Source organism: Terrabacter sp. LjRoot27, assembly GCF_964254175.1.
Taxonomy (GTDB): Bacteria; Actinomycetota; Actinomycetes; order Actinomycetales; family Dermatophilaceae; genus Terrabacter.
Map to the genome: position 1 here is coordinate 2,784,952 of NZ_CAXUSS020000001.1, position 25,557 is coordinate 2,810,508.

The following is a 25,557-nucleotide window of genomic DNA, read 5'->3' on the forward strand; positions in this document are numbered from 1 at the left end:
GCGCGGGACGGGTCAGGCGTCCACCTTGGCGATCGCCTTGAGGATGCGCTGCGGCGAGACGCTGTATGCCGTGCCGACCGTCTGCGCGAAGAGCGAGACCCGCAGCTCCTCGATCATCCAGCCGATGTCGACGACGGCGGCGGCGCCGCGCTGGGCGGGCCGTAGCGCGTCGAGCAGGTCCGCGTAGCGGCCCTCGACGAGGTCGACCTGCTCGAGCGCCTGGGCGTCGCGTGCCAGGTTGGCCGGTGCCTTGTCGAGCCGGTGGGCGATGCCCCGCAGGTAGCGGTCGAGGTCGGGCAGGCGGCGCAGCCCGGTGTCGGCGACGAAGCCGGGACGCACGAGCTCGCGCAGCTGGGCCCGGACGTCGGCGAGCATCGGCCGCACGGCCGGGTTGCTCGACCGGTCGAGCTCGGCGAGCCGGTTCGTCAGGGCGAGGTGCTTGGCGAGGATCGGCTCGACGAGCCCGACGACCTGGACGACCTTGGCGGTGGTGTGGGTGCGCACGGCCGACAGGGCCCACTCGAAGTCCTCCCGGGTGCGCACCGTGTGGTCGGACCGGTCGGTGACGGCGTCGTCGCGGATCGCGTCGATGGCCGCGGCCAGGCAGTCGTCGAGCAGGGCCGGGACGCTGCCGTGCGGGTTGTGGCCCAGGGCGAGCTTCTGGGTGTTGGTCAGCCGGGCGAGGATCTGCTTCCACGGCGGCGAGATGCCGAGCAGCAGCAGCCGTCGCACGCCGAGGCGGTGCTCGGCGTCGGCCTCGGCACGCGTCGGGAGCACCCGGAGGTCGACGGCCGAGCCGGTGTCGACGAGGGCCGGGCAGCCGTGGACGCCCTGCGCGCTCTCGAAGGACTCGGCCACGCCCTCGTCGGGGAACGAGGTGAGCCCGGTGCGCTCGAGACCGGAGCCCGCGCGGCTGACCTGTCGGCGCAGCTGCGGCGCTGCGGTGTCGCGGACGGCCTCGAGGTCCTTGCCGGTGGCGACCGGGCGACCGTCCACCCCGTCGACGCTGAAGGTGACCTGCAGGTGCGCGGGGACGCGTTCGACGTCGAAGTCCGCCGGGGTCACCGCGACACCGGCGCGGCGCCGGAGCACGGCCGCGAGCGCCACGAGGAGCGGGCCGGAGGTCGGGTCGAGCTCGGGCAGGACGGCGCGGGCGTGGTCCGGCGCGGGGACGAGGTTGCGGCGGATCCCCTTGGGAAGGCTGCGGATCAGCGCCGTGACGAGCTCCTCGCGGAACCCGGGGACCTGCCAGTCGAAGCCGTCGGGGGTCACCTGGTTGAGGCGCTCGACGGGGATGTGGACGGTGACGCCGTCCTGTGCCGACCCCGGCTCGAACTGGTAGGTCACGGCCAGGACGTTCTCCCCCTGGGTCCACGTCGTCGGGTGGTCCTCGTCGGCGATGCTGCCCGCGCTCTCGCGGAGCAGCAGCTCCTCGGTGAAGGTCAGCAGGTCCGGCGTCTGTCGTCGGGCCTTCTTCCACCACGTGTCGAAGTGGCGCCCCGACACGACGTCGGCGGGAATGCGCTTGTCGTAGAAGGCGATCAGCGTGCTGTCGTCGACGACGATGTCGCGGCGTCGGGTGCGGGCCTCGAGCTCGCCGAGCCGCTCGACGAGCGCGGCGTTCTCGCGCAGGAAGGCGTGCTCGGTGTGCCAGTCGCCCTCGACGAGGGCGTGCCGGACGAAGAGGTCGCGCGCGAGCTCGGGGTCGACCTTGCCCAGCCCGACGACCCGCCCGACGACGAGCGGGACGCCGTAGAGCGTGACCCGCTCGGTCGCGACGGCCGAGCCACGCTTGCCGGACCAGCGCGGCTCGGAGTACTGCCGCTTGACGAGGTGCTCGCCGAGCTGCTCGGCCCACACGGGGTCGATGCGGGCGTTGACCCGCGCCCACAGGCGGCTCGTCTCGACGAGCTCCTCGGCCATGACGAACTGGGGTTGCTTGCGGAAGAGCGCCGACCCGGGGCTGATGCCGAACCTCGTGCCGCGCGCACCGGCATACTCCCGCTTCTGCTCGTCACGGACGCCGACGTGCGAGAGGAGGCCGGCGAGCAGCGACTGGTGGATCGCGTCGACGTCGACCTCGCCCTGCGCCACGTGGGTGCTGCCCCGGCTGAGGTCCAGACCGGCCTGCTTGGCGGCCTGCTTGACCTGGCTGTGGAGGTCCTGCCACTCCCGGATGCGCAGGTAGTGGAGGAACTCGGCCTTGCACATCCGTCGGAAGGCGCTGCTGCTCAGCTCGTGCTGCTGCTCCTTGAGGTAGGCCCAGAGGTTGAGCCACGTCACGAAGTCGCTCGTCTCGTCGGCGAAGCGCTTGTGCGAGGCGTTCGCGAGCTCCTGCTTGTCCTGGGGGCGCTCGCGCGGGTCCTGGATCGAGAGCGCGGCGACGATGACGAGCGCCTCGCGGAGCACGCCGCGCCGGTCGGCCTCGATGACCATGCGGGCGTGGCGCGGGTCGATCGGCAGCATCGCGATGGTGCGGCCGTATGCCGTCAGGCGGCGTCCCGGACGTCGCCTCCCCCGCGCTGCGGCGGGTTCGTCGTCCTCGGGCGAGAAGGCCTGGAGCTCCTCGAGCAGCCGGACGCCGTCGGTGATCTGGCGGCTGTCGGGCGGGTCGACGAAGGGGAAGCGCGCGATGTCGCCGAGCCCGAGGCTCGTCATCTGGAGGATGACGGACGCGAGGTTGGTGCGCAGGATCTCGGGGTCGGTGAACTCGGGACGGCTGTCGTAGTCGTCCTCGGAGTAGAGGCGGATCGCGATGCCGTCGGAGACGCGGCCGCAGCGACCCGAGCGCTGGTTGGCCGACGCCTGGCTGACCGGCTCGATGGGAAGGCGCTGGACCTTGGTGCGCTGGCTGTAACGACTGATGCGCGCCGTGCCGGTGTCGATGACGTAGCGGATGCCCGGGACCGTCAGGGAGGTCTCGGCGACGTTGGTGGCCAGGACGATCCGCCGGCCGGTGTGCGAGGAGAAGACGCGGTGCTGCTCGGCCGCCGAGAGCCGCCCGTAGAGCGGGACGACCTCGGTGACCGGCAGCTTCATCCCGTTGAGGGCGTCGGCCGCGTCGCGGATCTCCCGCTCGCCGGAGAAGAAGACGAGGATGTCGCTGCTCGTGCCGGAGTGTCGCTCGGTCCACAGCTCCTCGACCGCCTCGCAGACTCCGGTCACCATGTCGCGCTCCTCCGCGTCGGGGCGGTCGGGGTCGACGAGGGGGCGGTAGCGGATCTCGACGGGGAAGGTGCGGCCGGACACCTCGATGATCGGCGCCGGCTCGCCCGTGGTCGGGTCTGCGAAGTGCTCGGCGAACCGCTGGGGGTCGATCGTCGCCGAGGTGATGATCACCTTGAGGTCGGGGCGCCGAGGCAGCAGCTGCTTGAGGTAGCCGAGGATGAAGTCGATGTTGAGGCTGCGCTCGTGGGCCTCGTCGATGATGATCGTGTCGTAGCGGCGCAGCTCGCGGTCGCGCTGCATCTCGGCGAGCAGGATGCCGTCGGTCATGACCTTGACGAGGGTGTCGCGGCTGCTCTGGTCGGTGAAGCGCACCTGGTAGCCGACGGCGGTGCCGAGCTCGACGGCGAGCTCCTCGGAGAGCCGCTCGGCGACCGCACGGGCAGCGATGCGCCGGGGTTGGGTGTGCCCGATGACGCCGTCGAGGCCGCGCCCGAGCTCGAGGCAGATCTTCGGGATCTGGGTCGTCTTGCCCGACCCGGTCTCACCCGCGATGACGACGACCTGGTGGTCCCGGATGGCCGCGGCGATGTCGTCGCGGCGCTCGACGACGGGCAGGTGCTCGGGATAGGTGATGGGAGGGACCGTGGCGGCGCGCGCAGCGCGCCGGGCCTCCCTCTGCTCGGGTGTCAGGGTGCGGCCGCCCTGGCGGGGAGGGGCCCCGGCACGGCCGTGGTCGCGCCTCCCCCGGTCGTCGGGCCGGTCAGGGCGGTCGGGCCGGTCAGGGCGATCGCCGGATGCCTGGGGAGCAGCCGTTCCCGGGGCTGCAGACGTCGACGGCGTCGGCGCGGCGCCGGCCGGGCGTCGGCGTCCTCTCCGACGGGGTGGCCGCGAGCGCGCGGGTGCGGTCGCAGGCTCGTCGGACATGCTCGACAGGATAGGCGGGCCACGAGGCCGGCTCCGAACGGATATCCCGGCCGCGGACCGTGTGGTGACGGTGAAGACCTCGTCGAGGACTCGTGGGACCGGGTCGACGCAGCCCGGCCCTCGCCTAGCGTGGAGGCATGGGAGCGACCGGCGTGCACGGGGCGGCAGCCAGGACGCGGACCGGATCCCTCGCGGCCGTGGCAGCCCTCGCGTTCGTCGCCGTCCTCGTCGCCGGCTGCGCGAGCCCGCCGCCCGAGCCCACCCTCGACGCGACCGCCCCACCGGCCACCGAGCAACCGACCGGGCAGACGCCGACGGCGCTGCCCACCGAGCCGCCGCTCGTGCTGCCGCCGAGAGGGAGCCCCAGCGCACCGACGGGAGACCTCGACGCGGCGCCTCCCTTCCCGGACGGGCCGTGCCAGCCGAGCCGGCTCGACGTCGCGGCGAGCCCGGTCGACCCCGCACTGGGGTACCGCCAGATGCGCGTGCGCGTCACGAATGCCGGCCGGGTGCCGTGCGTGCTCACCGGGTACGCGGTCGTCTCCGCGCGCGGACCGTCCGGGACGGTCTTCGCCAACCCTCGCGGTCGCATGCACGACTCCGAGACGGCGAGCGCGCAGACCGTGCCCCTCGACCCCGGCGACACCGCCCACGTCGACCTCGGGTGGCGGGGTGACCTCGCTGCCGCCGGTGTCGAGCAGACCGCGTCGATGACGATCGTCGTCACCGAGGGGTCGTCACCCGTGGCCGTGCCGCTCGACCCGACCTCGCCCGTCGACATCGTCGACGGCACGGAGATCAGGGTCGGCGGCTGGAGGCCCGGCGCCGACTGACCAGCCCACCACGCGGGGTGGGCCCGGTGGTTGGATGGGCGGACCGTCACCACGAACAGGGGCTCCGCCGTGACCAACCATCCTCCGACCGACCCGTCGTCGGCCACCGTCGACCCGATCAGCTCGGACCCGCTCGCCGACGACTACGGCTCGGTCCTGCAGCCTGCGTCCTCGGGATCGGCGATCCCGCCTGCGCCGTCAGGGTCTGCGATCCCGCCTGCACCGTCGGCCGCGCCGATGCCGGACCCGACCTCCGACCGGTTCTCGGCGTTCGACGACCCCGCGGCCACGCCGCCCCCGAAGCCCGCGCGGGGCACCCGCAGGCGTAGCCGCACCAAGGGCCGCGCCGGCTCCGCACCGTCCCCCGCAGCGTCTCGCCCGAAGACTGCGCCGCGAGTGGGCAGCCCCTCGGGTCAGGGTGGTTCGCCGTCCTCCACCCCACCTGCCCGTCCCTCGGGCCGTAGGACGTCCGGCGTCGCGCGCGGCGTCATCCTCGTCGTCGGGGCCCTCGTGCTGCTACCCGTGGTCGTCGGGTTCGCGCTGAGCCGCCTCGTCGGTGGCGATGACGGTGACGGCGCGGACTCCTCCGACCCGGCCGACCGTCCCCTCGTCGCCACCGAGGTCTCCGTGCCGGCGTCCTCCGTCGCGGAGGTGCCGGCGACCGTGACGTCGGTGCGCGTCGAGCTCCAGGGGCCCGGCCGCACCGCGGACGTACGCCTCTTCACGCCCGACGGGACGAGCAACCTCAGCAACCGGGTGCTGCCGTATGCCGTGGACGTGCCGGTCGCCACCGACGACGCCTACCTCTCGGTGTCGGCCGACGACTACGGCTACCGGGGGAGCCAGCCGATGCGATGCACCATCTCGGTCGGCGACACCGTGCTGGCGACCGCGGTCGGCACCCGGTCCGTCGACTGCAAGGTCACCGACTCGACGTGGAGCCGCGTGCGCTGAGCCCGCACCATCGCCCCGCGGTCCGAGTGGACCGAGGCACGGAACGCGCCGGGCCTGCGCACGGTCTGAGGTGCGACGACCCGGGCACCCGAGGACCCACCGGGGTCCCACCCGTCTGAAGCGAGGCATCGTTGTCCGAGCCCGACCGCACGCGCCCGGCCCTCCCGGACCCTCAGCGGGACCGCCACGTGTCCTTCCCGGACGACCGGCCGAGCGCAGACCCCGCCCCCTCCGGCACGTCGCTGCCACCGGAGGCCTGGGCACCGCGGTCCTCGGGACCCGGTCCGGAGTCGCCCACGCCACCCTCGTGGCAGACGCCCGTGCCGCCCGTCCTCGCGTCCCTGCCGGTTCGGCAACCGCCACGACGGCGCCTGCCGGGCTGGGTCGCACTCTTCCTCGTCCCGCCGCTGCTGCTCGGCATCTCGAACCACACCGACGCGACCGAGGTCGACGGCTGCTGGTCCTACGACACGGGCGCGGGCCCCGGCGTCTCCGACTGCGACGGCACGATGGACGGCACGATCGACGGCACGATGGACGGCAACGGTGAGGTCCCCGGATCCGTTGAGGGGGTCTGGGTCGAACCCATCACCGACCCCATCGGCTTCGCCGAGGTCCTGACCGGCACGCCGCAGGTCCGACGCGTTCCCGTCGACGCCTCGCTCCTGCGGGTCGAGGTCGTGTCGACGACGGGACTCGACGGTGACCCGATCGAGGCGCAGGTCGACACCACGGTCGGAGACGTCACGCTGGACTCGTCGTACGGCCCGCTCCCGACAGCCTTCGAGATCCATCTGGACAAGCACCCGAAGGATCTGTCCGTCTCCGTCGTCGTCGGCTCGGGCACCGTGCAGTGCCGCGTCTACGCCGACGACCTCCTCGTCGCCGTCTCCACGTCGAGCAGCCACGCGACGTGCAGCCCGAAACTCTGACATGGCCGGGTCCGACGCCGGGCCGCACTACATTGAGCAGTCGCACGCACGAGACGAGGGGACCCCGTGTCTGAGATTCCGCCCTACCAGCCCGACCCGACGCGCGACACGACAGGAGATGTCGCGCCCGAGCGGACCGACGCCGCTGACGGGGGCCCCAGCACCGGCACCGGCGACCCGGCCGGGTCGCTGGACCCGGCCGACCTGCCCGCCGACGCGTCGGCGCCCGCGGACGTGACGGCATACGACACGAGCTTCGGCCGGGAGCGGCCGGCGGCGACGAGCTGGGTGCCGCAGAAGGCGGGGCCACCCCACGCGGCGCCGCCACCCCCGCCTCCCCCACCGACCTCGCCGGCCGTGACCGAGCGCCTGCGCACCGTCACCCTCCCGGGCGTCGCGGGACGGTCGCTCGGCGGCCGTCTCCAGGCGTGGCACGTCGTGGCGGTCGTGGTGGGGCTGCTCGTCCCCCTCGGATTCTGGGCGGCGACGAGCCTCGTCGACGACCTCGACCCGGTCGCCCGGCCCTCGATCAGCGTGACCCGCAACCGTCCCGTCGTCACCCGCACCTTCCAGGTCCCCACGATCACCCCCGTCGTGCCCGGCGTCAGCCCGACCCGGTCGGTCCCCGGTGCCACCACGAGGCCGACCACCCCGACCCGCGGCGTCATGACGTCGCCGCCCACGCTCCTCCCGGTCCCGGCCGTCCCCGTGACGCCCGTCCCCGCAGACGCGCGGACGATCCGCTTCGAGGCGTACGCCGAGAAGGGCGCTCGCATCGAGGTGTCCCTGTCGGACGCGACGCACCAGCGCTACGACTACCCCGCTCAGGCCGCGCCCCTCGGCTTCGAGGTGCCCGTCAAGCCGGGGGCCACGAGCAACGACTACTTCAGCCTCCGGGTGCGCACGAGCGACCCGACAGGGTCAGGCGCCCGCGGCGCCGTGTCGTGCCGGGTGCTCGTCGACGGGATCGTCGTCACGGCGCAGCAGGGGCAGGGCTACGCCACGTGCTACATCAGCCCGTACTTCGACATCCAGCGCCGCTGAGCCGCCGTCAGCCGGGTCTCCGCCGCGGTCCGTTCAGATGTCGGCGGCGTCGCCCGAGGCGCGAGCGGCCTTGCGGCGCTTGTTGATCGCGATCCGGGCAGCCATGGCCTTCTCGAAGGCGAGGTGCCAGAACCTGCTGATGACCAGCTCGCGCTCCCCCACCATCTCGACGACGTCGGCCCCGGCCCCGAGCTTGAAGAGCAGCAGACCGGTGAGCGGGCTCGTCGCACCGAGGGAGGTGTTGAAGCCGCGGAAGTCGTAGGCCTCGCAGCCCGCCGCGGCTGCGTCGCGCATCGCCTGCCACTGCAGGGCGTTGGAGGCTCGGGCATCGCGGTTGCGCTCGGTCGAGCCGCCGTAGAGATAGGAGAACGTGCGGCCGAAACGGATCATCAGCGCCGAGGCGAGCACGTCACCGTCGACGTGGGCCTCGTAGAAGCGCGCCGACACAGGGCCGTCGGAGCCGTCTGAGCCGTCGGACGCGAACGAGCGCGCCATGACGTCGAAGTACGCCTTGGGGCGGGGCAGGAAGTTGTCGCGCTCGGCCGACTCGACATAGAGCGCGTGGAAGGTGTCGAGACCCTCGGGCCCGACGGCACGCACCTGGACGCCGGCCTTCTCGGCCTTCTTGACGTTGCGACGCCACTGCTGGTTCATGCCCTTGAGCAGCTCGGCGTCGGAGCGGCCCCGGAGGTCGACGATGCAGAGCAGACGGGGCTGGCCCACGGCGACGCCGTCGGCGCCCAGCGGGAGCCAGTGGTTGCGGTCGAGCCAGGCCTCGAGGGTGCGTGCGGCCGGGTTGTCGACGGCCGTGGGCAGGCTCGTGAAGCTGAGCAGACCGTTGTCGACGACCTGCTTCTTGACCGGCTCGCGGTCCCAGATGCGGGAGACCACGGGGTAGCCGAGCCGGAGCGCGAACGCCTTGTTGGCCCTGGCCCAGGCCACGAGCGGGTCGAGCCACGCGGCCGGGTCGGTCGCCACGACGTCCCACGGCAGTCCGGGCCCCTCGGGCAGGTAGGCGTAGGAGCGGGAGAGGCGCGGGATGGTGCGCGAGAGCACGAGGCCCGCGCCGACCCGGGCACCGGAGGCGTCGAACCAGCCGAGGTGCGTGCGCCGCCAGCCCGCCTTCGCCCGACCCCAGGCGGGCGTCTGGAGGAAGCTGCCGCCGAGCTCGAGGAGTGTCTCGACAGCCTCGTCTGCGCTGATCTCGCGCACGGTGAGCGGGCCGGCGACGGGTGTCGCCTGCGGGGTCGGCGCAGGGGCAGGGGTCTGCTCGGTCATGGCCGCAACCCTATCGGCGGCGCGTCAGTCCGCCGACCGCGCCACCTCGGCGTCGGACGCGGCACTCGCGCGGGCCGTGCGGCGGATCCACCACAGGCCGACGAGCGGCAGCACGAGGGGCACGTAGCCGTAGCCCGCCCCGAAGTGGGACCAGACGGTCTTCTCGGGAAAGGCGGCCGGCTGCCTCACGCTCCACGCGCCCACCGCGAGCACCCCGACGAGCTCGACGGTCAGGGCCACCGTCGCAAGTCGCACGGAGGCGCGGTCACCGCGGGCCAGGCCGATGGTCGCGACGAGGTAGATGAGCGCGGCGAGCGCGGACAGCAGGAACGGGACCGGCGCCCGGTCGAAGTACTCCGTGATCTGCAGGATCGACCGGCCGGTGGCGGCGAGGGCGAGCAGGCCGTAGACGGCGACGAGCACGCGACCGAAGCCGTGCCCGGTGTGGGGTCGCTCAGCCGTCTCCGGGCCCGGGGTCTCCGGGGCAGGGGTCTGCGGGGCGGGGGTCGGCTCAGACATTGAGGGTCCAGACCTGCTGCAGGCGGGCGACGAGGATCGCCACGACGAGGGCCCCTCCGAGCACGACGGCCATGGCCCACTGCGTCTTCTCCTTGACGGCGATGACGATCGTCGCGGGGATGACGAGCAGGACGGTGAAGAGGTAGGCGATGAAGGTGGCCCGCTCGGCGCCGTCGCCGATCGCGGACGCCTTGGTGAGTCCCACGACGAGCTGCACGAGGAGGGCCACCTCGATGGCGGCGCCGACGATGATGAGCGGGTCGTCGACGAGACGGCCCCGGAGCAGGTGGTGGGCGGCCAGCAGGCCGAGCAGTCCGCTCGCGACGAGGAGCACGACGGTCAGGGGTTGGAGCACGCGAGAAGCCTACGGCGTCGGTCACACGCTCCCGGGGCCGGCGTCGAGGGTTGGACCGGGCCTCGGGCCGGGCCCGCGCGGGCGGTAGTTTCTTCCCGGAGCATCCCCACCCACCCGAGCGTCACAGAGGAGCCGTCGTGTCGATCCGCCCCATCGCCGTCGATCGCGCGGCGGGGGTGCTGCTCGGCGAGGCCTGCGGAGACGCTCTCGGTGTGCCCTACGAGATGGCCGCTCCCCCGGTCGGCGAGGCCGTCATGAAAGGTGGTGGCCTCGGGCCGTACGAGCCCGGCGAGTGGAGCGACGACACCCAGATGACGCTCTGCGTGGCGCGCATCGCCGCCCAGGGCATCGACCTCACCTCCGCCGAGGGACTCGACGGCGTGGCCGACGCGTTCACGGCGTGGCTCGACGGTGGCGCGACGGACGTCGGGATCCAGACGCGCTCGGTGCTGACCGAGGCCAAGGAGCTCTCGGGCGCCTCGCACGAGCGCCTGACCCGGGCGAGCGAGGCGCTGCACGCCCGCACGGGGCTGACCGCCGGCAACGGCGCGCTGATGCGGACGCCCATCGTCGGCCTGTCGGCTCTCGACGACCGTGACGCGACGGCGCGCGCCGCACGCGCCATCGCCCTGCTCACCCACGCCGACCCGCTCGCCGGCGACTCGGCGGTGCTGTGGTCCGAGGCGATCCGGGTCGCCGTCACCGAGGGACGTCTCGACCTCGCGGCCGGTCTCGACCTCGTGAGCGCCGCGAACACCGGGCGGTGGGGTGACTGGATCGAGGCCGCGACCGGCGCCGAGCCGGGACAGTTCGGCAACAACGGGTTCACGGTGACCGCGCTGCAGGACGCGTGGGCCGCGATCACGACGACCGACCGCGGCGACGGGTCGGCGATGCACCTGCAGCGGGGCCTGCAGGCCGCCGTGCGAGCCGGCCACGACACCGACACCGTCGCGGCCATCGCCGGCTCGCTGCTCGGCGCCCGCTACGGCGCGTCCGCCGTGCCCACCCAGTGGCGTCGCATGGTGCACGGGTGGCCGGGTCTGCGCGCCCACGACCTCGTCGAGCTCGCCGTGTCGACCTCGGAAGGTGGGCGTCGAGTCGGTGAATGGCCGTCGGTCGTCTCGATGGGCGACGCGCAGATCCCGACGCTGGGCATCCCGCACCCGATCGACCCCGACATCGTCCTGGGCACCATCAGCGATCTCGCACGCGTGCGCGAGCTCGACGTGCAGGCGATCGTCTCGCTGTGTGCGCTCGGCCTGGAGGACATCCCCGCCGCCGGCATGACCGCCCGCGACCACATCGAGTTCTGGATTAACGACGAGGAGCAGGAGGAGAGCAACCCCCACCTCGACTTCGTCCTCGACGACGCCTCGTCGGCGCTGCGACAGTTCCGCGCCGAGGGCAAGCGGGTGCTCGTGCACTGCCGCCAGGGTGTCCAGCGCACCCCGGCCGTCGCGCTGCGGTATGCCGTCGACCTCGGCGTCGCACCCGAGCTCGCCGAGCGGTCCATCCGGGAGGCCCTGCCGGGCATCCGCGGTGAGGGACGCCTCTGGGACGTCGCCGCGCACGGCGCCTGACGCACCTCGGGTCTCGCCGCGACGTCGGGCACGGGACTAGGTTGCGGCCATGAGCGAGATCGACCACCGCCGCCTCGGCGTGGACCTCTACAACGCGACGTGGGACCTGCTCGAGCAGACCGACCGGTCACGGGAGGACGACGACGAGATGCTCGCCCGCGCGCACGCGTCGATGTACCACTGGGGCAGGTTCGAGGGGGTGCAGCCGGAGAACCTGGGCCGTGGTCACTGGCTCGTCTCCCGTGTGCACGCCGTGCTCGGGCAACCCGACGCCGCGGCGTACCACGCGGGCCGGTACGTCACGATCGCGCGGAGCGGGGCCGGCGAGCCCTGGGACCTCGCGGCTGCGCTGGAGGCGTCCGCGCGGGCAGCCGCGGTCAGCGGGGACTTCGACGCGGCCGAGCGCTTCGAGGCGGAGGCCCGTGACGTGCTGGCCACGATGGACGACCCGGAGGACCGCGAGGTCGTCGAGAAGGACCTGGCCACGCTCCCACGCCGCGCCTGACGGCTCGGATCTGACGGCCCGGACCGCAGCGGGCCGGCGATGACGACGGCGTCGCGGGTCAGACCGTCTTGGCCTCGTCGACGAAGCGGCACAGCGCGTTGACGGCCCGCAGCTCCTCCGGCGTGTGGACCTCGGCGTCGGTGAGCAGCGGACTGCCGACGATGACGGCCATCGCCCGGGCCCGGGAGATCGCGACGTTGAGCCGGTGCAGGTCGTAGAGGAACGAGACGCCGCGGGGGGCGAGCGCAGCCGTGGTGCTCGCCATCGAGTAGATGACGACGGCACCCTGCTGGCCCTGGAACTTGTCGACCGTGCCGACGCGGGCGCCGTCGGGCAGCTCGGCCGCGAGCGTCGCGACGTGCGCGTTGTAGGGCGCGACGACGAGGATGTCGGCGAGACCGATCGGGCGTGAGTCGCCTTCTGCGGTGGTCCAGCTGCCGCGGAGCAGGTCGTCGACGAGGGCGCGCACGACTCGGGCCTCCTGGCGGCTCGACTGCTCGCACAGGGCCTCGTGCTCGACGGGGACCCAGCGCAGACCGTCGCCCGACAGGGCACCCGGCGCCTCGATGCGGAGCCGCTCGCGCCCCGGCGCCGACTCGAGCCGGCCCTCGTAGGCGAGCTGCGACACGAACGCCGTCAGGCTCGGGTGCATCCGGTGCGTGCGGTCCAGGAAGACGCCACGGTCGTCCGGGATGACGTCGTGGACGAGCCCGTCGTCGTCGGTGCGGAGGTGGTCGAGGGCCGAGACGCCGGACCCGTAGGGGTGGACGGCCTTGGTCGGCTGCGTCAGCTGCTGCGGGTCACCGAGCAGGACGAGCGAGCGGGCCGCCGGGGCCACGGCCACGGCGTTGGCGAGCGAGAACTGACCTGCCTCGTCGATGACGAGCACGTCGACGGCGTCGACCATGTCCTCACGCGACCACAGCCAGGCCGTGCCCCCCACGAGCGTCGCGTCCCCGCTCGCGAGGGCGGCCGCGATGGCGGCGTTGTCGGAGGTGTGACGGATCAGGGCGTTGGGGTCGTCGGGCTCGTCGCCCTCCTCGACGTTGGTGCCGTCCTTGTGCCAGGCGGGCCGCGCCACCTCGTCGAGGAGGTTGAGCACGACGGCATGCGACTGTGCGGTGACGCCCACGCGCAGACCGGCATCGAGCAGCTCGCGGATCAGGGCCGACCCGGCATACGTCTTGCCGGTGCCCGGGGGGCCCTGCACCGCCAGCACCTCACCGGCCAGGCCGCGACCGACGCGGACGACGACGTCCTTCGGCGACTCGCCGCCCCGGGCGGCGAGGACCTCCGGGGCCGGGACGACCCGGTCGACGAGCCGCGTCGCGAGGTTGGTGCCGCCGGCCAGGGCGAGCTCGCCGGTGCGGGCGATGCTGGCCCGCAGCGCCTGGTCCATGACCGGGCCGGGGCCACCGAGCCCGCGCGGGCGTGGCGGCTCGAGCGACTTCTTCATCGACAGCTCGACCCAGCCCTCGACCGGGTCGAGGTCGACGACCTTGCCGACGGGCGCGTGGGTGTCGACGTCGGGGACGTACTTGCCGACCGACACCTTGCAGTCCTGCGGCGGGAAGGGGTAGCGCCAGACCTTGGAGAGCTTGACGATCCGCATCTCGCGGGGCTCGCCGAGGTCACCGATGGCGGTGCCGTCCTCGACGAGCTCGGCCGTCTCGAGCTCCTTGTAGCGGAAGAAGTCCCACCACTCGGGTCGCTTCTCGCGCCGGTGCCACCCGACGAGCCCGGCGAGGAGCGGGTGGTCGTCGGCGACGAGCCGCTCGGAGAGGGCGATCTCGGCGCGCTCCTCGTCACCGATCTCGCGCAGCTGCTCCGGCACCGGCCGGCTCAGGGTGTGCCCCGTGCGCGCGAGCTCGGTGCGCCGCTCCTCGAGCCACTCGTGCAGCGCGAGCGTCGAGCGGACGTCCTCCTCGTTGTAGCGCCGGATGTCGTCGAGGATCGCCTGGTCTGCCGACCCGTCGTCGCGACCGGCGAGCCAGCGTTCGTACTCGACGACGGACGACAGGCCGTCGGCGACTACGGCCCCGTCGGCGGATCGCGTGTGACCCCAGTAGAACTCCTCGAGCTTCTTGATGGAGTAGGAGCCCTTGCTGATGCGCACGCCCTGGCGCACGACGGCGTAGAGGTCGACGAAGACCTCGTGGCGCAGCAGCTGGTCGAGCTCGGCCTCGCGGGTCGCGTGCTGCCCGACGAGCCGCTTGAGGGCCGTGGTCTCGTAGGGGGCGTAGTGGTAGACGTGGAGGTCGGGGAATCGCTGCCACCGCTCGGTCAGCCAGTCGACGAGGTCGGTGGTCAGGCGCCCCTCCTCGGCGAAGTCGTGGGCCCAGAACTCGACGAACTCCCCCTGCCGCGTCCAGATGCCGGCGAGGTACTCGCGTCCCGCGCCGCCCTCGGCCCAGGGGTCGCCCTCGAAGTCGAGGTAGACGTCGCCCTCGTCGGGCTCGGGCAGCATCTGCAGCCCTCGGGCGGGCTCCGGGTCGAGCAGCTCGTACTGGGCCTGTCCGGTCTCGCGCTCGGCGAGCTGGAGCCGGGCCTGCTGGAGCAGGCGCCGTCGGCTCGCGGTCGACAGGGCCGGGGCCAGCCGCTCCTCGCTGGACTCGGCGAGCGAGCGCAGGGTCGGGATGCCGAGGTCGATGAGCGCGGCGCGGTGGTCGGCGCGCATGCCCGCGACCTGGATGAGGTCGTCGCGGTCGAGCCACTCCTGGGCGCACCGCTCCTTCCACCGGCACTGGCCGCAGTGCTGGACGCGCGCTGACTCGGTCTCGCGGGGGTTGGCGATGGCGTCGAGCAGCTCGGCACGTCGACGGCGGGCGTAGGGCGCCACGTCGACGAGCCGCCACGGGTGCGACTCGGTGTCGCCGGTGACGACGGTCAGCCACTGCGGCGGCACGCCCTGGAGCACCTCGAGCCGGGCGGCATACGTCGCCATCTGGAGCAGCGCCGGCACCTTGAGCCGGCGGGCGAGCTTGGTGTCGGCGATGTCGTAGCGCCACGGGCCGAGTTCACTCGGCTCGTCGACGCGCAGGAGGAAGTCGGCCAGGCCCACCCAGTGCCCGTCGAAGAAGGTCGCCTGGTAGATGACGTCGACCCCCCGGCGCATGGCGTCGAGCGTCGCCGCCTCCGCCTCCACACCGCGCACGCCGAGGGCCGCGATGTCCTCGACCACGCGGCCCTCGGCGACGAGACGTTCGAGGTAGGCGCGCTCGTGGTCGAGGCCCTTGGCGAAGACGAGGTTGAGGGAGTCGTCGGCCCCGCTGGCCCGGGCAGGCGTCCCGCTCCCGGCGTCGAGGGCCTCGAGGTCGAGCGTCGTGATGTGCGCGCAGGCCACGTGCTTCGTCAGGTCCGTGGGGCTCAGGACGAGGTGACCGTCGATGCGCTGCATGGCGCCGAGTATGCCGTCCGGCACCGACACCCTCGACACCCCGCGAATCAGTTTCTCCCGAACGCGCACGAACGGCCCGAACGGGGATAGGTTGCATCCGGCGTGGCAGGCAAGTTCGGGGGCGAGCGTCCCTGCGCACGCGATGCGCTGACGCGTCGCGTGCGAATGGAGCCACGCAAGGAGGATCCGTTGTCCGACAACACTCGGGGACCATGGCGCTCGCGCCGTGGCGTGATGAGCTCGGTGAGCGCAGGTGCCATCGCGGCCCTGGCCGCCACCACCCTCGGGGCCACGCCGGTGTCGGCGAGCCCTGACCCGTCCGTCAAGCACCGCAGCGACCGCTCGGTTCCGGACGGCCTCACGAGCGCCGGCTCCCTCGCGCTCGGCACGCAGCGCGTGGCGTCCGGCGACAAGGTCGACGCCGGCCTGCGCAAGGCCACGGGGCCTGTCGACGTCATGATCGAGCTCGACGCCGCGCCCGCGACGACGGCGTTCGGCCAGGCTCGCGGACGCGGTCTCGCCGCCGCCAAGAGCGCGGCGCGCACCCAGACCTCGACGGTCAAGGCCGCCCAGAAGGGGGTCGAGTCCCGCTTCGCCGCCACGGCGACGAAGGCACGGACGCTCTACAAGGTGCACGCGGCGTACGCCGGCATCGCGGTGCGCACGGACGCCGCGAAGCTCAGCGCCCTCGCGGCGATCCCCGGCGTCAAGGCGATCCACCGCCTGACGCCCAAGGCGCCGACCAACTCCTCCTCCGTCCCGCTCATCGGCGCACCCAAGGTGTGGCAGGCGATGTCGCAGACGGGCAAGGGCGTCCGCGTCGGCATCATCGACACCGGCATCGACTACACCCACGCCGATTTCGGCGGCCCGGGCACGGTCGACGCGTTCGAGGCTGCCGGAGCCTCCAACACCTTCACGCCGACCGCCAAGGTCGTCGGCGGCTACGACTTCGCGGGCGACGACTACAACGCCGACCCGGCCTCGGACACCTACGACCCGAACCCGCAGCCCGACCCCAACCCGCTCGACTGCAACGGCCACGGCTCGCACGTCGCCGGCACGACCGCCGGTCTCGGCGTCGCGTCCGACGGCTCGACGTGGTCCGGCGGCTACAGCTCGGACATCGACCCGGCCAGCCTCGACATCGGCCCCGGCGTCGCCCCCGAGGCGAGCCTCTACGCCCTCAAGGTCTTCGGCTGCGACGGCTCCACCAACGTCGTCGGCGAGGCCCTCGACTGGGCAGCCGACCCCAACGGTGACGGCGACCTGTCCGACCGCCTCGACGTCGTCAACATGTCGCTCGGCAGCTCCTACGGCTCGCCCGAGGACCCCGACGCCGTCGCCGCCAACAACCTGGCCGCGCTCGGGACCGTCGTCGTCGCCTCGATGGGCAACTCCGGCGACGTCTACGAGGTCGGCGGCTCGCCGGGCGACGCGCCGCGCGTGCTCGCGGTCGCCGCGTCCGACGACGGCAACGACGTCGTCGACGGCCTCGAGGTCGACTCCCCCGCCGGCATCGAGCCGGCCGACACCGTCGACGGCACCCAGGACAACGTCTTCGCCGCTCTCAAGTCGGTCGCCTACGACTGGACCGCCGAGCCGGGCGTCACGAACGTCCCGGTCGTCACGGTCGGTGACTGGTCGCAGGACCCCAACGCGGGCAACAACACCGACGGTTGCTCGGCCTACTCCCTGGCGGACCAGGCCAAGGTGACCGGCAAGGTCGTCATGCAGATGTGGCTCGACGGCACCGGTCGTCGCTGCGGCTCGGCCGCGCGCGCCCAGCTCGCGCAGGACGCGGGCGCCATCGGCGTCATCTACGGCAGCGACGTCAACGCCTTCTCGGCCGGTGTGACCGGCGACGCCGACATCCCCGCGATGCTCACCGTCAACCAGGCGACGCAGGCCATCAAGGCCCAGCTCGACGCGTCCAACGAGGTCCGCGTCACGATGACGAACGATCTCCGCAACGGCGTCTCCATCCGCAACCCCAAGGCGATCGACCAGCTCGCCGGCTTCTCGTCGCGCGGCGTCGGCGTGGCCGGTGGCGTCAAGCCCGACGTCGCTGCCCCTGGTGTCACGACGTTCTCCGCGGCCGTCGGCACGGGCAACGAGGGCATCGCCGAGAGCGGCACCTCGATGGCCTCGCCGCACGTGGCCGGTGAGGCGGCGCTCGTGCGCGGCTCTCACCCGACGTGGACGGTCGAGGAGGTCAAGGCCTCGATCATGAACACCGCGACCCAGGACGTCTTCGTCGGTCCCGACCACACGGGCGACGTCTACGGTCCCGAGCGCGTGGGCGCCGGCCGCGTCGTGGCCGACGCCGCCGTCGGCACGAGCACGCTCGCGTACGTCACGGACGACAAGGGCGCCGTCAGCGTCTCGTTCGGTCCCGTCGCGGTGACGGCTCCGACGCAGACCCTGACGAAGACCGTGCGCATCGTCAACAAGCGCCCCGTCACGTCGGCGGCCTACGTCCTGTCCTACGACGCGGCTCACCCGACGCCGGGTGTGACGTACTCGTTCAGCCCTTCGCAGGTCCGCGTCCCGGCCAACGGCTCCGTCGACGTCACGGTCACGGCGACCTTCACGCGCTCGGCGCTGCGGGCCGTCGCCGACCCGACGACCCAGGCCGACCCGCTCGAGATCGGCATCCAGCGCAGCTACCGCGCCGACGCGAGCGGCCGCATGGTCCTCGAGCCTGCCCAGGGCACGTCGGGCGGCGCGCTGCGCGTGCCGGTCTGGTCCGCGCCACGCGCGGCGTCGACGATGTCGTCGCCCGCGAGCACGACGGTGACGAGGCAGTCCGGCCTCCCGGCCGGTATCGCCACCTCGACGCTCCCGCTCACGGGCACCGGCATCGACCAGGGCAGCGACAGCACGTCGTACGTCTCGACGGTCTCGACGTTCGAGCTGCAGGGCACGAGCCCGCGCCGCGCGGACTGCTCGGCCACTCGCGTCGTCGACTGCAACGCGACCGCCGACGACCGTGGGGCCGACTTGCGTTACGTCGGAGCGGCCACCGATGCGCCGCTCATGCCCAGCCTCGACCAGGCGATGCTGACCTTCGGGATCAGCACCCACGGCCCGTGGCGCACGCCGGCCACGTCCACGGAGTTCGACGTCTTCCTCGACACGAACGCCGACGGCACGGCCGACGCCGCCGTCTACAACACGCGGCTCTCGACGACCGACGACTACGACTACTTCGTGGCCGAGCTCGTCGACCTGCGACCGGGTGACGGCTTCGGCGACGTGCTCGACCAGGCGCTCGTCAACGGCGTGGACGGGTCGTTCGACACGAACGTCTTCAACAGCGACTCGCTCGTCATGCCGGTCTCGGTCAAGGTGCTCCAGGACGCGGGCCTCGTGACGGGATCCGCACCGAAGGTCCGCTACTGGGTCAGCTCCTACGCCCAGGGCGCGTCCGTCGACGCCGTCGGCTCGGCCGCGAAGCCGATGACGATCAGCCTCGCGTCCCCCGGCCTGTCGGCCTACGGGGACTACGGCACCCTCCTCAACACCGACCTCCCCGGCGAGAAGCTCGAGGTCCGGCGCGACGAGGCGACGGCCGCGGTCGACAAGCCGCAGGGTCTGCTCCTGCTGCACCACCTCAACGCCAACGGCTCCCGGGCCAAGGTCGTCACGGTGCGCACGACGTCGAGCACGAAGCTCACGGCGAGCCCGTCGAGCTACACCTACGGCGGGCACACGACGCTCACGGCGACGGTGTCCCCGTCCACCGCGACCGGCACCGTGACGTTCATCCTGAGCGGCAAGGTCGTGCGCACGGTGGCCGTCACCGGCGGCAAGGCGGTCCTGCCCCTCAGCAGCAGCCTCGGCCGCGGCGCCCACGCGTTCACCGCCCGCTACAACGGTGACGCGAACCTCGCCGGCAGCACCTCGGCCCCCGCCGTGGTGACCGTCAAGGGACTGGCGAGCCGCACGAGCGTCTCGTCGAGCAGCACCGGCTACCGCTACGGCGGGCGGCCGGTGCTGACGGCGACCCTGTCGCCGAGCGCGGCCACGGGCACCGTCACCTTCCGTGACGGCTCGCGCGTGCTGGGCACCTCGACGGTGAGCAAGGGCAAGGCCACCCTGTGGGCCCCGGTGCTCTCGCGCGGGACGCACTCGGTCAAGGCGACGTACAACGGCTCCGGCGCCTACGTCCCCTCGACGTCCACGGCGGTCACGCTCCGCGTGAGCTGAGCGGTCTCCCGCACCATCCCGACGACGTATGCCGTCCGGCCGCCTCGGCCGGACGGCATACGTCTGCCCGTGGTCGGCGAAAGGCCGGGCTCCCCGGCGGCGCAAGGGACTACGGTCGGTCCATGCCGCTCGCGACGTACAAGGACCTGTGCATCGATGCCGTCGACCCGCACGCCCTGTCGGCGTTCTGGGGACCGTTGCTCGGCTGGGAGTCCCACCCGCACGAGGACGGGGACTCGTGCCTGCGCGTCGGCGAGGAGGTCAGGGTCTGGGTCAACCGCGTACCCGAGCCCAAGACGGTCAAGAACCGGCTGCACCTCGACGTCCGGGCCGCCTCGCTCCAGCCGGCGCTGGACGCCGGCGCCGTGGTCCACGACGAGCAGGCCCGCTGGACCGTGTTGCTCGACCCCGACGGTCAGGAGTTCTGCGTCTTCGTCCGGGACGAGTCCGTCGTCGACCCGGTCTACGAGCTCGTCTGGGACGTCACGGGCGGGGAGGGCGACGCCCTCCGGGTGGCGCAGTGGTGGGCCGAGACCCTCGGCGGCGCGGCCGTGCGCGACGAGGGTTGGAGCCACGTCGAGGGCATCAGCGGGCTGCCGTTCGAGTCGATCGTCTTCCAGCCGGTGCCCGAGGACAAGACGGCGAAGAACCGCATCCACGTCGACGTCACGACCGACGACGTCGGGGCCCTCGTGGCCGCCGGTGCGACGTCGGTGCGCGAGAAGGGCGACGGGGGCATCGGCTGGACCGTCATGGTCGACCCGGCCGGCAACGAGTTCTGCGCCTTCACGCCGGACTGACGCGACACAACAGGAAGGCGGCCCTCCGAGGAGGACCGCCTTGCTGCTCGGGCCCGAGGGCCCGTGCTGGTGGCCGTGTCAGGGAACGCGGCCACCGACCCGCTCACCGCAGGAGGCCGTTACCGACGTGGCGGCCCCACCACTTGCCAAGGCCCCAGGTGTCCCCGGCGAGCGTCGTGGCGAGAACCGCAACGCCCAGTGCCTCGATCCAGTGGCTGTCGATGATCGGGTTCGTGTAGGCGCCGGTGGTGCCGAGGGGGAACTCGGCGAGGTACATCAGCGCGAGGAGGATGCCAGCGGTCCAGGCGGCGATCTTGAGGCCGGCGCCGGCGAGGAGGGCGATGCCGATGCCGAGGAGGCCGGCCATGAACAGCCAGTCGGCCCACGGGCCGGCGATGCTCTTGAAGAAGTCGGCGAACGGGCCCTCGGCGTTCTTCATGAAGCCTTGGGCGGGGGTGCCGCCGTGGATCCACGCCCTGGCGGACGGGGTCATGTAGCCGAGGCCGAACATCTTGTCGATGAAGGGCCAGAGGAAGGTGAAGCCGAGCACGATGCGCAGACCAGCGAGGAACTTGCGAGCAACGGCCGAACGGACCACCTCCTCCTGGAAGGTGACGACGCCATGGGTGGGGTCGTGCGCGCTGACTGGCGTGACGCCTTCGGCGTGCGTGCCGCGTGGGATGGTGCTCATTGAACTCAACTCCAGAACTCGGTGTGTGTTCCGGCAGCTTCTCTGTCGGTACTACACAGCGTAGTAGTGATGGGTTCACAGGGATCCCTCATCCGGGTGTGATCTGCAGGACACCCCCCGGGGGGACACGCTCTACCCGCCCCGGCCCCGCTCTCCCGGGCCGGCGACGGCCCCTGCCGCGTCAGCGGCGCGAGCGGATGAGCGTCGGAACCTCGAGCTCCCCTGGTGTCTCGGCGAGCTCACGCACCAGCTCGGCGAGCGCGTCGAGCGACCGGCACACGGCGGCATACGAACCGTCGAGGCGGATCGGGCGGCAGAGGATCCGCGTGCCGGCGTTGCGGATGACGATCTCCGACTCCGGCGCCCGGTCGGTGTTGCAGTGGATGAGCAGGCCCGTCGGCAGGCCCATGGCGGTCGTGTACGCGATCAGCTCGAGGTAGTCGCGCGACGCCATGTAGCCGTCCGCGCCCATCGAGTACTTCGCGTCGCCGACGAGGACGACCTCGCTGCCGCGGCGCACGACGAGGTCGGGCGCCATCGTGACGGCACGACCCTCGTCGAGCCAGACGTCCTCGTCGCGCTCGATGCGCATCTGGGGGGCGAGCCGGAGGTCGAGCTCCTGCGCGATCCAGCGCTGGAAGAGGTCGTCCATGTCGACCATGAGGCTGTTGGCCTGCTGGTCCCCGGCCTCGTGGCTGAGCGACATCGCCTGCAGGACAAGGCGACTGAGCCTCATCGCGTCCTCGTAGTGCTCGTTGAGCCGCGTGATCGGCAGCGGCGCCGCGTGCTTCGTCGCCGGTGTGTCGGCGACGCCGTCGAAGCGGCCGAGGACACGCAGGGCCTCGCGGCGGACGTGCGGCGCGAGCTGGGGCCACGACAGCATCGCCTGCAGGGTGCAGCGGAAGAGCTGGTTCTCGACGATGTCGGCGGTGAAGTCGTCGAAGCGGCACTGAGGCTCTGCGGCGCTCCACGGCCGGCGCGCGAACTCCTCGACGAGCAGCCGCCCGCGGATGGTGCGCATCCGCTCCTCGCGAGGGACGTAGCCGTGCACGAGACCGCGCATCGTCGCCGAGTCGATGAGCCGGATCGCGAAGTAGGCGACGCCGTCGATGAGCTCGTCCGTGTCGCTCCACGTCACGTGCTCGTGGTCGAACGCGTCGGGCGAGACGCCCGCGCCGAGCATCGCGAAGAAGTTGGTGACCGACACCTTCGGCGTGACCCGCACGACGAGGCCCGGGACGGCGAGCGCGCCGACCCAGCTCGTCGCACCGATCGTGACGACGTCGGGGTCTGCGGTCGCGTGGATGACGAGCCGCTCCCCCGCCGCTGCGACGAGAGCCGCACGGGTCTCCCGGGACAGCCGGACCGGCCCCGAGCGTCCGTGCTCGGGGATCGGGGCCAGCTCGATGGTCATCGGCGCGTCGACTCCACCGTCACGGCCTCGTCAGGTCGAACTGGCCGTAGCGGGCTCGGACGTTCTCCCAGCGGAACTGGGCCAGCTCGTGCTCGCGACCGTAGAGCTGGTCCTCGATGAAGGGGTAGACGTTGTAGTCCCAGATGCGGCGCAGGGTCGCCTCGTCACCGTCGAGTCCGGGGCGCATGAAGTAGCTGTGGCCGATCTGCAGGTGCGGGCCGCGCAGCGCCCGGCGCAGGTCCTCGTTGACGCGGTCGACGAGCTCGGCGACCCACACCGGCCCGTCGTGGACCTCGAGCCACCGGCGCAGCAGACCCTCCATCGGCCCGTCGTGCGGCATGAACGGCACGAAGTCGAAGCGCCGTCGCAGGGCCGCGTCGACGAGCGCGATGGACCGGTCGGCGGTGTTCATCGTGCCGATGAAGTAGAGGTTGGGCGGCAGCTCGAAGCCCTCGTCGGGTCGGTAGCTCGTCTTGACCGAGTGCGAGCGGTACTCGAGCAGGAAGAGCAGCTCACCGAAGACGCGCGGGAGGTTCGCGCGGTTGATCTCGTCGATGATCATGATGTGCGGCGTCAGCGGGTCGGCCTCGGCCGCCTCGGCGAGGAGGGCGAGCGGACCCTTGCGCAGCTCGTAGACCATCTGGCCCTGGTGGTCGATCTGCGGCCGGAAGCCCTCGAAGAAGTCCTCGTAGCTGCTGCTCGGGTGGAACTGGACGATGTCGCGCTTGGCCGGGTCGGGCTGCAGCGCCTGCGCGAACCGCTGCGCGAGGTAGGTCTTGCCGGTGCCGGGGGGCCCGTAGAAGATGACCTGCTTCTTCTCCTCGAGCAGGCCCTGGATCTCGCGGAGGAAGTCCTCCTCGATGAGCAGCTCCTGCGCGGCCTCGCCGAGGGCGTCGTGGTCGGGCATGAGCGCCTTGTCGGAGCGGCGCATGAGCCAGTAGGCGAGCTGCGCCTGGCCCCACGGGTCGTCCGGCAGCAGCGGGTCGAGCGTCTGCTTGAGCAGGGCGTTGGTCTCGACGTGCGTGCGGCCGCGGGACTTGCCCTCGGTCCAGCGCGCCGGTCCGCCGAGGCGGCCGAGCATCGCGATCTTGCCGGAGTCGCCGCCGAGGGCGAAGAGCGGCAGCCAGTGCTCGGGGTGCGCGATCGCGAAGAGCTTGAGCACGACGCTCTCGCCGAAACCCTGGACCGGCACGTCGTCGGAGCCGAGCACGCGGTTGATCCGCTCCTCGTCGCGCCCCTCGCCCCAGAGCAGGTCGCGCACCATGACGCGCAGCTCGTCGATGCCGGCGGCGTCGAGGGCGTTGATGCTGCTGATGAGGACGGACTGGGCGCCGATGTCGCCGTAGCCGCGCGTCGACACGATCCGCTTGAAGGTCGGCAGGTCGAAGGCCTCGAGGCCCTCACGCGACAGGCAGGCGGCGAAGACGCGACGCTGCTCCTGGTGCCAGGCGTCGCGCTCGCTCGGGTAGGGCCTCTCGGTCTTGAAGATCTCGACCTCGCTGTCGAGGTCGACCATGGAGGCGAGCTCGAGGCTGGGATCGTCGAGGGGCCCGCGCTGGCTCGAGGTCATGAAGCGCAGCAGCGGCGTCAGGGCACGGGCGGTCGCGATGACGTCGTCGGCGAAGTCGGCACGGCCGACCGCCTCCTCACCCTTCCACCAGCGGCCGACGAAGGCCTCGCCGCCGGGGTACTCGCGCCCGACCGGCTCGAGCCGGTCGGTGCGGCCGTCCTCGTGGACGCGCAGGAAGCTGAGTCCCCGCGGGAGGTGCTCCTGGACGATGGTGCCGACCTCGCGGTGCTGCTGGTCGCTCTCGCCCTCCCAGCCGCCGTGCAGGCCGAACGCGACGCCCGACGGGGTGACCCAGAGCCGGAAGCCGGGGGCGCCGGCGCCGCCGACGAGGATCCACGCGGCATACAGGTCGGAGCGGTAGGCGGCGTCCTCGCCCGCGTGCTGCTGAAGCGCGAGCGTCGGGGCCTCGAGGTAGAGGCCCGTCTCGCTGGAGAGCCGGTCGATGAGGCTGTCGCTGATGTGGTCGGCCTCGCCACGCAGCTGGCGGGCGAGGTCGGCGGCGCGGTCCTCGCGCTTCGCGTCGCCGTAGCCGGTCGACGCGCGGAAGTCGGCCGCGATCTCGGCCGCCTCGACGCACACGTCGAGCACCTTGGGGGCGATGCCGACGAACGCCCCGGTCTCCTTGAGGTACCAGAGGATGCGGGCGGCATACTTCGGGTCCTCGGGCCGCAGGGCCGCGCAGAGGTCGGCGAAGGCGACGTAGCGCTCCGCGTGGCTCAGACCGCGCTCGAGCCAGCCGAGGCGCTGGAGCATGTGCGGGGCGTTCTCCCACATGAGCGGCCACTCGCCGCCGTCGTCCGTGGACCAGAAGAGCGAGAGGACGTATGCCGTGTGGCCGGGTCCGGGGGCGCGCTGGCCGCGCGAGCCGCCGCGGGCGAGGAAGGCCTCCATCGCCTGGAGCTTGTCGCCCGCGTCCTGCGGGGAGGCCGGGGTCTGGAGGGTGAGCTTGAGCAGGCCGACGACCTCGGCGTACTCCTCCTCGGCACGCCGCACGAGCGAGGCGAGCCACGGGCCGCCGATGGGGCCGAAGCCGACGTAGGGACCGTCCTTGCGGGTCCACTGGTTCATCGCCTCCTTGAAGGCGACGAGGTCGCTGGAGGCCACGAGGTCGGCGAGGATCTCGCGCAGCTCGCCGTTGCGGGCGCCCCGCTCGGAGTCGAGCTCGGCGAAGAGGGCCTGGGCGTCCTTGTCCGCCTCAGCGGCACGCTCTATAAGGGCGTACTTGGCGCGCCAACGCTTGACGTCGACGGTGTCGGTGCGAGACATGGGGCTCCCTTGCACGCCCACTTCTAGGGCGCATAGCTACTGCGCGCGTGGAGGTGCGCGCAGGACCGCGAAAAGGTTACCTGCCGGTCGCCCATGCTCCGAACTCGTGGGT

At 72.5% G+C, this 25,557-nt stretch carries 16 protein-coding genes; 8 read left to right on the top strand and 8 right to left on the bottom strand.

What is annotated here, in order from left to right; genetic code table 11:
• Nucleotides 1-12: 12 nt before the first annotated feature.
• On the bottom strand, nucleotides 13-4,092 hold the full coding sequence (gene hrpA / locus ACSQ2D_RS12995; protein WP_435986357.1) for an ATP-dependent RNA helicase HrpA: 4,080 nt from the start codon (nucleotides 4,090-4,092) through the stop codon (nucleotides 13-15).
• 137 nt (nucleotides 4,093-4,229) lie between these two features.
• Between hrpA and ACSQ2D_RS13000 the strand changes: the two genes are divergently transcribed.
• The 4 genes from ACSQ2D_RS13000 (at nucleotide 4,230) to ACSQ2D_RS13015 (ending at nucleotide 7,855) form a co-directional block, all read left to right on the top strand.
• Nucleotides 4,230-4,925 carry a DUF4232 domain-containing protein gene (locus ACSQ2D_RS13000; RefSeq protein ID WP_435986358.1) on the top strand — a complete coding sequence of 232 codons (696 nt, stop codon included), beginning with the start codon at nucleotides 4,230-4,232 and terminating at the stop codon, nucleotides 4,923-4,925.
• 69 nt (nucleotides 4,926-4,994) lie between these two features.
• The gene (locus ACSQ2D_RS13005) at nucleotides 4,995-5,879 is read left to right on the top strand and encodes a hypothetical protein (RefSeq protein WP_435986359.1); all 885 of its coding nucleotides are present in this window, start codon (nucleotides 4,995-4,997) and stop codon (nucleotides 5,877-5,879) included.
• A gap of 320 nt (nucleotides 5,880-6,199) precedes the next feature.
• Nucleotides 6,200-6,811 (top strand): hypothetical protein, encoded by a 612-nt coding sequence (locus ACSQ2D_RS13010; RefSeq protein ID WP_435986360.1) that lies wholly within the window; start codon nucleotides 6,200-6,202, stop codon nucleotides 6,809-6,811.
• 66 nt (nucleotides 6,812-6,877) lie between these two features.
• Entirely contained in the window at nucleotides 6,878-7,855 is a 978-nt protein-coding gene (locus tag ACSQ2D_RS13015; protein ID WP_435986361.1) for a hypothetical protein, read from the top strand.
• A 33-nt stretch (nucleotides 7,856-7,888) separates the two neighbouring features.
• On the opposite strand, the gene ACSQ2D_RS13020 is transcribed toward ACSQ2D_RS13015, so the two are convergent.
• Genes ACSQ2D_RS13020 through ACSQ2D_RS13030 form a run of 3 tightly spaced genes read right to left on the bottom strand, consistent with a single transcriptional unit; the run spans nucleotide 7,889 to nucleotide 10,007 of the window.
• A complete protein-coding gene (locus ACSQ2D_RS13020; RefSeq protein WP_435986362.1) occupies nucleotides 7,889-9,133 on the bottom strand; it encodes a lipid II:glycine glycyltransferase FemX in 1,245 nt (414 codons plus the stop codon).
• Nucleotides 9,134-9,157: 24 nt separating this feature from the next.
• Nucleotides 9,158-9,652 carry a hypothetical protein gene (locus ACSQ2D_RS13025; RefSeq protein ID WP_435986363.1) on the bottom strand — a complete coding sequence of 165 codons (495 nt, stop codon included), beginning with the start codon at nucleotides 9,650-9,652 and terminating at the stop codon, nucleotides 9,158-9,160.
• Nucleotides 9,645-10,007, bottom strand: coding sequence for a hypothetical protein (locus tag ACSQ2D_RS13030; protein ID WP_435986364.1), 363 nt, complete (start codon nucleotides 10,005-10,007; stop codon nucleotides 9,645-9,647). Before ACSQ2D_RS13030 ends, ACSQ2D_RS13025 begins: the two co-directional genes overlap by 8 nt.
• A 137-nt stretch (nucleotides 10,008-10,144) precedes the next feature.
• On the opposite strand from ACSQ2D_RS13030, the gene ACSQ2D_RS13035 reads away from it, so the two are divergent.
• A complete protein-coding gene (locus tag ACSQ2D_RS13035) occupies nucleotides 10,145-11,590 on the top strand; it encodes an ADP-ribosylglycohydrolase family protein (RefSeq protein ID WP_435986365.1) in 1,446 nt (481 codons plus the stop codon).
• Nucleotides 11,591-11,639: 49 nt separating this feature from the next.
• On the top strand, nucleotides 11,640-12,095 hold the full coding sequence (locus ACSQ2D_RS13040) for a hypothetical protein (RefSeq protein WP_435986366.1): 456 nt from the start codon (nucleotides 11,640-11,642) through the stop codon (nucleotides 12,093-12,095).
• Nucleotides 12,096-12,153: 58 nt separating this feature from the next.
• Here ACSQ2D_RS13040 and ACSQ2D_RS13045 read toward each other — a convergent pair whose 3' ends face one another.
• Nucleotides 12,154-15,492, bottom strand: coding sequence for a TM0106 family RecB-like putative nuclease (locus ACSQ2D_RS13045; protein WP_435986367.1), 3,339 nt, complete (start codon nucleotides 15,490-15,492; stop codon nucleotides 12,154-12,156).
• Between the two features lie 243 nt (nucleotides 15,493-15,735).
• Between ACSQ2D_RS13045 and ACSQ2D_RS13050 the strand changes: the two genes are divergently transcribed.
• On the top strand, nucleotides 15,736-19,704 hold the full coding sequence (locus ACSQ2D_RS13050; protein WP_435986368.1) for a S8 family serine peptidase: 3,969 nt from the start codon (nucleotides 15,736-15,738) through the stop codon (nucleotides 19,702-19,704).
• A gap of 122 nt (nucleotides 19,705-19,826) precedes the next feature.
• Complete coding sequence (locus tag ACSQ2D_RS13055) at nucleotides 19,827-20,504, top strand: VOC family protein (RefSeq protein WP_435986369.1); 678 nt, start codon at nucleotides 19,827-19,829, stop codon at nucleotides 20,502-20,504.
• A 103-nt stretch (nucleotides 20,505-20,607) separates the two neighbouring features.
• Here ACSQ2D_RS13055 and ACSQ2D_RS13060 read toward each other — a convergent pair whose 3' ends face one another.
• The 3 genes from ACSQ2D_RS13060 to ACSQ2D_RS13070 form a co-directional block, all read right to left on the bottom strand.
• Nucleotides 20,608-21,195, bottom strand: coding sequence for a DoxX family protein (locus ACSQ2D_RS13060; RefSeq protein ID WP_435986370.1), 588 nt, complete (start codon nucleotides 21,193-21,195; stop codon nucleotides 20,608-20,610).
• Nucleotides 21,196-21,376: 181 nt separating this feature from the next.
• Entirely contained in the window at nucleotides 21,377-22,609 is a 1,233-nt protein-coding gene (locus tag ACSQ2D_RS13065; protein ID WP_435986371.1) for an McrC family protein, read from the bottom strand.
• Between the two features lie 19 nt (nucleotides 22,610-22,628).
• Nucleotides 22,629-25,445, bottom strand: coding sequence for an McrB family protein (locus tag ACSQ2D_RS13070; RefSeq protein WP_435986372.1), 2,817 nt, complete (start codon nucleotides 25,443-25,445; stop codon nucleotides 22,629-22,631).
• Nucleotides 25,446-25,557: the final 112 nt, after the last annotated feature.